General features: G+C 72.4%; 8 protein-coding genes. 3 read left to right on the top strand and 5 right to left on the bottom strand.

The genetic code is table 11. The features are described from left to right. From ACXJKL_RS10505 to serS, 3 genes are all read right to left on the bottom strand, one after another. On the bottom strand, positions 1-478 hold a 478-nt coding region (locus ACXJKL_RS10505; RefSeq protein ID WP_457207003.1), incomplete at its 3' end, for an HAD family hydrolase. Then, a complete protein-coding gene (locus tag ACXJKL_RS10500) occupies positions 475-1,302 on the bottom strand; it encodes an HAD family hydrolase (protein ID WP_457207002.1) in 828 nt (275 codons plus the stop codon). The genes ACXJKL_RS10505 and ACXJKL_RS10500, both read right to left, overlap by 4 nt. Further along, positions 1,299-2,582 carry a serine--tRNA ligase gene (gene serS / locus ACXJKL_RS10495; protein WP_457207001.1) on the bottom strand — a complete coding sequence of 428 codons (1,284 nt, stop codon included), beginning with the start codon at positions 2,580-2,582 and terminating at the stop codon, positions 1,299-1,301. Before serS ends, ACXJKL_RS10500 begins: the two co-directional genes overlap by 4 nt. A gap of 39 nt (positions 2,583-2,621) precedes the next feature. Here serS and ACXJKL_RS10490 point away from each other — a divergent pair, with 39 nt between their 5' ends. Further along, positions 2,622-4,199 carry a YegS/Rv2252/BmrU family lipid kinase gene (locus ACXJKL_RS10490; RefSeq protein ID WP_457207000.1) on the top strand — a complete coding sequence of 526 codons (1,578 nt, stop codon included), beginning with the start codon at positions 2,622-2,624 and terminating at the stop codon, positions 4,197-4,199. Between the two features lie 18 nt (positions 4,200-4,217). On the opposite strand, the gene ACXJKL_RS10485 is transcribed toward ACXJKL_RS10490, so the two are convergent. Further along, a complete protein-coding gene (locus ACXJKL_RS10485; RefSeq protein WP_457206999.1) occupies positions 4,218-4,619 on the bottom strand; it encodes a hypothetical protein in 402 nt (133 codons plus the stop codon). 81 nt (positions 4,620-4,700) lie between these two features. Beyond that, the gene (locus ACXJKL_RS10480) at positions 4,701-5,099 is read right to left on the bottom strand and encodes a DUF4446 family protein (protein WP_457206998.1); all 399 of its coding nucleotides are present in this window, start codon (positions 5,097-5,099) and stop codon (positions 4,701-4,703) included. 70 nt (positions 5,100-5,169) lie between these two features. Between ACXJKL_RS10480 and ACXJKL_RS10475 the strand changes: the two genes are divergently transcribed. Continuing rightward, complete coding sequence (locus tag ACXJKL_RS10475; RefSeq protein ID WP_457206997.1) at positions 5,170-6,042, top strand: prephenate dehydratase; 873 nt, start codon at positions 5,170-5,172, stop codon at positions 6,040-6,042. Between the two features lie 309 nt (positions 6,043-6,351). After that, on the top strand, positions 6,352-7,104 hold the full coding sequence (gene larB / locus ACXJKL_RS10470; RefSeq protein WP_457206996.1) for a nickel pincer cofactor biosynthesis protein LarB: 753 nt from the start codon (positions 6,352-6,354) through the stop codon (positions 7,102-7,104). Positions 7,105-7,156 lie beyond the last annotated feature (52 nt).

Raw genomic sequence — 7,156 nt, 5'->3', positions numbered from 1 at the left:
CCTCGGGGGCGATCTCCTCGTGCCGCGCGAGCAGCTTGACCACCGTGTCGTCGGCGATCTCCTCGAGCGTCCCGGTGGGGACGTCCGGCACGGTGTTGACCTTCAGCCGCGGCATGAAGTCGTGCTCGCGAGCGAAGCCGGACGTCTTCTCCAGGGCGAAGGTCGTCCCGGGGATCTCGCTGCGGATCGCCGCGCCGACCTCCAGCAGCACCTCGGTGGGGATGGTCCGCGCGGTGCGGACGGAGCGACGGGCGACGTCGTACACGATGCCGCCGTTGCTGCAGATCGCGAGGCCGTGCCCCCCGACCTCCTCCCACAGCTGCTCCATCCACCGCATGGGACGCCCGGTGGTGAAGACGACGGGTACGCCGAGCTGGTCGAGCGCCCCGAGCACCCCCCGGGTGCGGTCCGTGACGGTGCCGTCGGAGTGGAGCAGGGTGCCGTCGAGGTCGGTGGCGACCAGACGGGGTCTGGTCACGAGGGGAACCATCGGACGAGCTCGACGGCGGCCCCGTCCTCGTACACCGTGTCGGTCACGACGTCGGCGGCGTCGTGGACCTCCTGGACGGCCTGGCCCATGGCGACGCCGCGACCGGCCCAGCGGAGCATCTCGATGTCGTTGCGGCCGTCACCGATGGCCAGCACGTCGCGGGGGTCGACGCCGAGCTCGTCGGCGACGTGCTGCAGGCCGGAGGCCTTGTGCACGCCCTGCGGGGAGAGGTCGAGCCAGGCGGTCCAGCCGACGACGTAGCCGATGGAGTGCAGCCCGAGCGTCTGCGCCAGCTCGACGAAGTCGTCGGCGGTGGCGTCGGGATCGCGGATGATGACGCGACTGACCGGGTGCCCGACGATCTCGTCGAGGTCGGTGATGATCATCTCGCCGGAGAGCTCGCCCGCGGGGAAGTGCCGGTTGACGCGGTAGCCCACGCCCCGCTCCTCGACCGCGACCAGCGCGTTGGGGTGACGCTCGAGGACGGCGGCGACCGCGGGGGCGGCGTCGAAGGTCTCCTCGTGCACCACCTCCACCGGCGGGTAGCGGAAGACCACGGCGCCGTTGGACGCCACGATCCACAGCGGCTCCTGGTCACCGTCGTGGATGTCGAGCAGGTCCGCGATCATGGTCATGCCGTGCGGGGAGCGACCGCTGGCCAGCACGATGTGGGCACCGGCCGCCCGGGCGCGCTGGACGGCGTCGTACACCGCCGGCGAGACCTGCTCGTGGGTCTGGCCCGAGCCCTCGACCCAGGCGAGCAGCGTGCCGTCGATGTCGAGCGCGACCAGCCGCGGCACCCAACCGCTCACGCGCGGTGCCCCACCGGCTGCAGGGGCTCGAGGACCTCGAGGCCCCCGAGGTAGGGCCGCAGCGCCTCGGGCACGGTGACCGACCCGTCGGCGTTCTGGTGCGTCTCGAGGATGGCCACGATCGTGCGGGTGATCGCGGTCAGCGTGCCGTTGAGGGTGGCGACCGGGGCGATGCCGCCGTCCGTGCGCTGGCGGGTGTCGAGGCGACGGGTCTGGAAGTCGAGGCAGTTGGAGGCCGACGTCAGCTCGCGGAACTTGCCCTGGGTGGGGATCCACACCTCGCAGTCGAACTTGCGGATCGCCGACAGCCCGAGGTCCCCGGCGGCGACGTCGATGACGCGGTAGGCCAGCCCGAGCTTGTCGAGGAACTCCTTCTCCCAGGCCAGCAGCCGCTGGTGCTCGGCGTACGACTCCTCGAGCGTGGTGTAGACGAACATCTCGACCTTGTCGAACCAGTGGACGCGGATGATCCCCTTGGTGTCCTTGCCGTGGGAGCCGGCCTCCTTGCGGAAGCAGGGGCTGAACGCGGCGTAGCGCAGCGGCAGCGACCCGCCGTCCAGGATCTCGTCGGAGTGGTACGCCGCCATGGCGACCTCGCTGSTGCCGACGAGGTACATGTCCTCGCCCTCGATGCGGTAGACGTCGTCGGCGGCCTGACCGAGGAAGCCGGTGCCCTCCATGGCGCGCGGCTTGACCAGCGACGGCGCGATCACCTGGGTGAAGCCGGCCTCGCGGGCCTGGTCCATGGCCATGCTGACCAGGGCGAGCTCGAGGCGGGCGCCGATGCCGGTGAGGAAGTAGAAGCGCGAGCCCGACACCTTGGCGCCGCGCTCGAGGTCGATGGCGCCGAGGATCCGGCCGAGCTCGATGTGGTCACGTGGCTCGAAGTCGAACTCGCGCGGCGTGCCCACGTGCTCGATGAGGGCGAAGTCCTCCTCGCCGCCCGCCGGTGCCTCGTCCGAGGCGACGTTGGGGATCGAGCGGAGCGCCTGGTCCCACTCCTGCTCGGCCGCGTTCTGGGCGGCCTCGAGCTCCTTGACGGCGGACGCGAGGTCCTTGACCTGCGCGAGCAGTGCCTGCTTCTCCTCGCCCTGGGCCTGGGCGACCTGCTTGCCCATCGCCTTCTGCTCGGCGCGCCGGTTCTCGTACGCCGCGATCGCGGCGCGGCGGCCCTCGTCGGCGGCCAGGGCCCGGTCGACCACGTCGGGGGAGAGTCCCCGCTTGGCCTGGGCGGCGCGCACGCGGTCGGGGTCGTCTCGGAGCAGGCGTGGGTCGATCACAAGGAGAGGCTATCCGCAAGGGACCTGCATACTGGCGCGGTGCTCGACCGCCCCCGCCACGTGACCCTCCTCTGGGCTGCCGGCTTCGCCCTCGCCTTCGCCGTGATCGCCTGGATGGTCGCCCAGCAGGACCGCTCCCCGCTCGACGCCGTGGACACCTGGGGCCGCAACGCCGAGGACTGGGCCGACGACCACCAGCACCTGCTGACCTTCCTCAGCCTCTTCGAGCACGCCTTCAGCACTGTCGGGATGACGGTGCTCACGGTGCTGCTGGCCGGCGCGCTGCTCTACAACAAGCACCGCCGGGCCGCGCTGTTCACCGTGCTGGTGATGATCACGACGTCACTGATCACCACCGGGTTCAAGCTCAGCCTGGCCCGGTCCCGTCCGGAGTGGCAGGCCTCCTCCGACTTCCTGAAGAGCAAGTCCTTCCCCTCGGGGCACGCCTCGTCGGTCACCGCCTACGCCGCGATCCTGACGGTGCTGGCGCTGATGCTGGTACGCCGCTCCGGCCTGCGGCGCTGGGCGTACGCCGGCTGCGTCCTGCTCGTCCTCCTCACCTGGGCCGACCGGGTGATGCTCGGACGGCACTACCCCACCGACGTGGTCGGCGGGACCCTGCTCGGCCTGGCCGTGACCCTGCTCTTCATCGCGCTCGTCAACCCCCTGCCCCGCGGCCACGCCGTCCACGAGGTGCCGCTCCCGGAGGTCTTCGAGAGCGAGCGCCGGCTCGCGGTCGTCCTCAACCCGATCAAGGTCGAGGACGTCGGCGCGTTCCGCGCGATGGTCACCGCGATGGCGGTCGAGTCCGGGTGGTCGGAGCCGAGCTGGCACCACACGACCATCGAGGACCCGGGCACCGGGATGGCCGAGAGGGCCTCCGTCGAGGGGGCCGACCTCGTCCTGGTCTGCGGCGGCGACGGGACCGTGCGCGAGGTGTGCGCCGAGCTGGCGGGCACCGGCATCCCGGTCGGGATCATCCCGGCCGGCACCGGCAACCTGCTCGCGCGCAACCTCGACATCCCCCTCTACATCCGCTCCGCGATCGACGTGGCGCTCAACGGCCAGKACCGGGCCATCGACCTCGTCGACGTCAGCGGCGACGGGATCGAGGACACCCACTTCATGGTGATGGCCGGGATGGGCTTCGACGCCGCGTTGATGGAGGGGGTCAACGACGGCATCAAGGCACGGGTCGGCTGGCTGGCCTACGTCATCTCCGGGCTGCGGTCGCTGATGTTCCCCGCGGTGAAGATCGAGGTGCAGATCGACGACGAGGAGCCCACGACCCACCGGGCCCRCACCGTGGTCGTCGGCAACGTCGGCTACCTCCAGGCCGGGATGCCGCTGCTGCCGGACGCGGCCATCGACGACGGCGTGCTCGACGTGGTGATCCTGCACCCGAAGCGCTTCCTGTCCTGGATCCCGCTGGCGTTGCGCGTGCTGGCCAAGCGCGCCAAGACCGACGAGCTGATCAACCGGATGACCGGTCAGCGGGTCGTCCTGCGCGCCTCCGCCGACACCCCCCGCCAGCTCGACGGCGACTCGATCGGCGCCGGTCGCGAGCTGCGGATGTCGTGCATCCACGGGCGGTTGCTGGTCCGCGTCCCTCGCTGACGGGGGTCGTGCGCCGCGTCAGGGGCAGGTGTTCGTGACGTACCGAGCGAACGACTTCTCCTCGTCGTTCTCCCAGTCCCCGTCCTCCCAGTTGAAGCCTCGTTCCTCGACGTCGCCCGCCTCCATCTCCTCGAGACGGGCAACGAGCTTCTCGAACCCCGATCGGGCGGCCGGGGACATGTTGTCCGGCGTCCCCACGCGCACCAGCTCTGCTGCCCAGTCGTGGATCAGGAGGACGAGCTCGTCGTCGGAGGGGAGGCCGCTGGCGAGGAAACGATCCATGCCCTCGGCCACCATCCAGGTCTTGGCCGCGCAGAAGTCCTCGATCGCCGCGTCCCTGGGAGCGTCGGCCCCTGACCCTCCACACCCGGCAAGCAGCACCACACAGGCGACCACGTGCACCCACCGCGCTGACAGCACCCGTCCTCCTCGTTCGTGACGCACGGCAGCGTCCCACGTCGGGCGGAGCACGTCAGGCGATCCGGCAAGGCCCGCGGAGGATCAGCCCCGGGCGTGCGCGATCGCCTCGTCCTCCTCGGGCGAGAGCGGCTGCTCGCAGGTCCAGCCGGTGATGTTCTTGGCATAGGTCCGGGCCTCGCTGCGCCCGTGGATCGAGGTCAGCACGACCCCGTGGCCGGCGTCGTCGAGCAGCGCGAGGCTCCAGCTGAGGTGCCCGCCCACGTCGCCGAAGGCGTCGTACCGCACGACCGAGAGGTGGCGCAGCGCGTCGCCGGCCTCGGCCTTGAGGGCAGCGACCTCCTGCCGCAGCCCGTGGACGTCCTCGGGCAGGGCGTCGGCCGACGGGCGGGTGCCGGCGGCCGCCGTACGACGCAGGGCGATGACGGCGAGCGCGACGGCGAGAAGGGCGAGCACGAGGGCGATCGAGGCGAGGATCCACACGGGGGCGACCCTATGGCGGGCGCTGAGACGAGGCGGTCGCGACACGGGTCCGCGTGCCAGACTCCGAGCCGTGACGACCACCCCGCCCAGCACCGCACCAGGCCCGGGCGCCCGGCGGATCGCCTACCAGGGCGAGCCGGGGGCCAACTCCCACCTGGTCTGCCAGCAGGCCTACCCGGACTGGGAGTCGCTGCCGTGCGCGTCGTTCGAGGATGCCTTCGCCGCGGTGGAGAACGGTGACGCCGACCTGGCGATGATCCCGATCGACAACTCGATCGCCGGCCGGGTGGCCGACATCCACCACTTCCTGCCGACCAGCAGCCTGCACATCGTGGGCGAGCGGTTCCTGCGCATCCAGTTCGCGCTGATGGCCACCCCGGGTGCCGACGTGACCCGGCTGCGGACCGTGCACAGCCACGTGCACGCCCTCGGCCAGTGCCGCGGCGTCATCCGCGAGCTGGGGCTGACCCCGATCGTGTCCGGCGACACCGCCGGCGCGGCCCGCGAGGTCGCCGAGGCCGCCGACCCCACCCAGGCGGCGATCGCCCCGCCGCTGGCCGCGCAGATCTACGGCCTGGAGGTGCTGCGCGACGAGGTCGAGGACGAGGACCACAACACGACACGGTTCATCGTGCTGTCCCGCGACTACGACGTGGCGCCGCGCGGCGACGGGCCGATCGTGACCACCTTCATCTTCAACGTCCGCAACCTGCCGGCGGCGCTCTACAAGGCGCTCGGCGGCTTCGCGACCAACGGCGTCAACATGACCAAGCTGGAGAGCTACATGGTGGGTGGGCACTTCACCGCCACCCAGTTCCTCGCCGAGGTCGACGGCCATCCCGACGACCCCGGCGTGCGCAACGCGCTGGAGGAGCTCGAGTTCTTCACCACCGAGGTCAAGGTCCTCGGCGTCTACCCGGCCGACGCCTTCCGGGCCGGGTAGGGGCCCGGGGGGCTGCCTCCTCAACCATCGGCGGCGGCCGGCTCCGCTCAGGCGCAACTGGCGGCGGGCGACCGGTCCCTCCGCGAGACTGGCGGCGGGCGACAGGTCTGAGGCCGATACCCCTGTCGTACGCCGCCAGTTGGCGCGCCCCCGCACGCGAGTCCCCGAGACACGTCGTACGCCGCCAGTTGGTGCGTCCCCCCGGGAACCGACGCCCGCCTCGACCGGCGGTGGCAGGGACGCCGGTCTCGACCGGCACCGGCGCGGGCGCCCTCCACCACCAGCGGGCGCGGCGCTAGCGTTGCGCGCGTGAGCGAGACACCCGGTCCCGAGCAGCGCCCCGACCAGCGCACCGCCGACCTCGGCTTCGCGCGCGTCGACCTCGAGCGCGCGGCGCGCACCGGCGACCCCGAGGTCGTGTACGGCGCCGGCAAGACCCCCGAGCAGGTGGCCGCGATCCTGACCACCCTGCACGCGAGCCACCCCGAGCGGGCCGTGCTGGCCACCCGGCTCTCCCCCGAGGCGATGGACGCCGCCCGCGACGCCGGCGCGACCGTCCACGAGACCGCCCGGGCCGCCACCCTCGGTCCCCTGCCCGTGCCCCACGGCCGGGTCGGGGTCGTCAGCGCCGGCACCTCCGACGCCCCCGTCGCCGCCGAGGTGGCGCTCACCGTCGCCTGCCACGGGTCCGAGCCGGTCGAGATCCGCGACGTCGGCGTGGCCGGCCTGCACCGGCTGATGGCGGTGCGCGACCGGCTCGACGAGGTCGACTGCCTCGTCGTCGTCGCCGGCATGGAGGGCGCCCTGCCGTCCGTCGTCGGCGGGCTCACCGGGACGCCGCTCATCGCGGTCCCCACCAGCATCGGGTACGGCGCCTCCTTCGGCGGCCTGGCCGCCCTGCTGGGCATGCTCAACTCCTGCGCACCCGGCGTGACGGTGGTCAACATCGACAACGGGTACGGCGCCGGCGTGGCCGCCGCCCGCATCGCCCGGCGCGTCGCCACGCCTGCCGGCCCCCGCGACGAGGCCGTTGCCGGCCTCCGCGACGAGGCGCCCCGATGACCGTGTGGGTCGACGCGTCCGCCGGCGCCAGCGGCGACATGCTGCTCGGCGC

This window comes from Nocardioides sp. P5_C9_2 (genome assembly GCF_054049555.1).
Note: the sequence above shows the minus strand (reverse complement) of the source record. Positions and strands in the feature narration are given on the sequence as shown.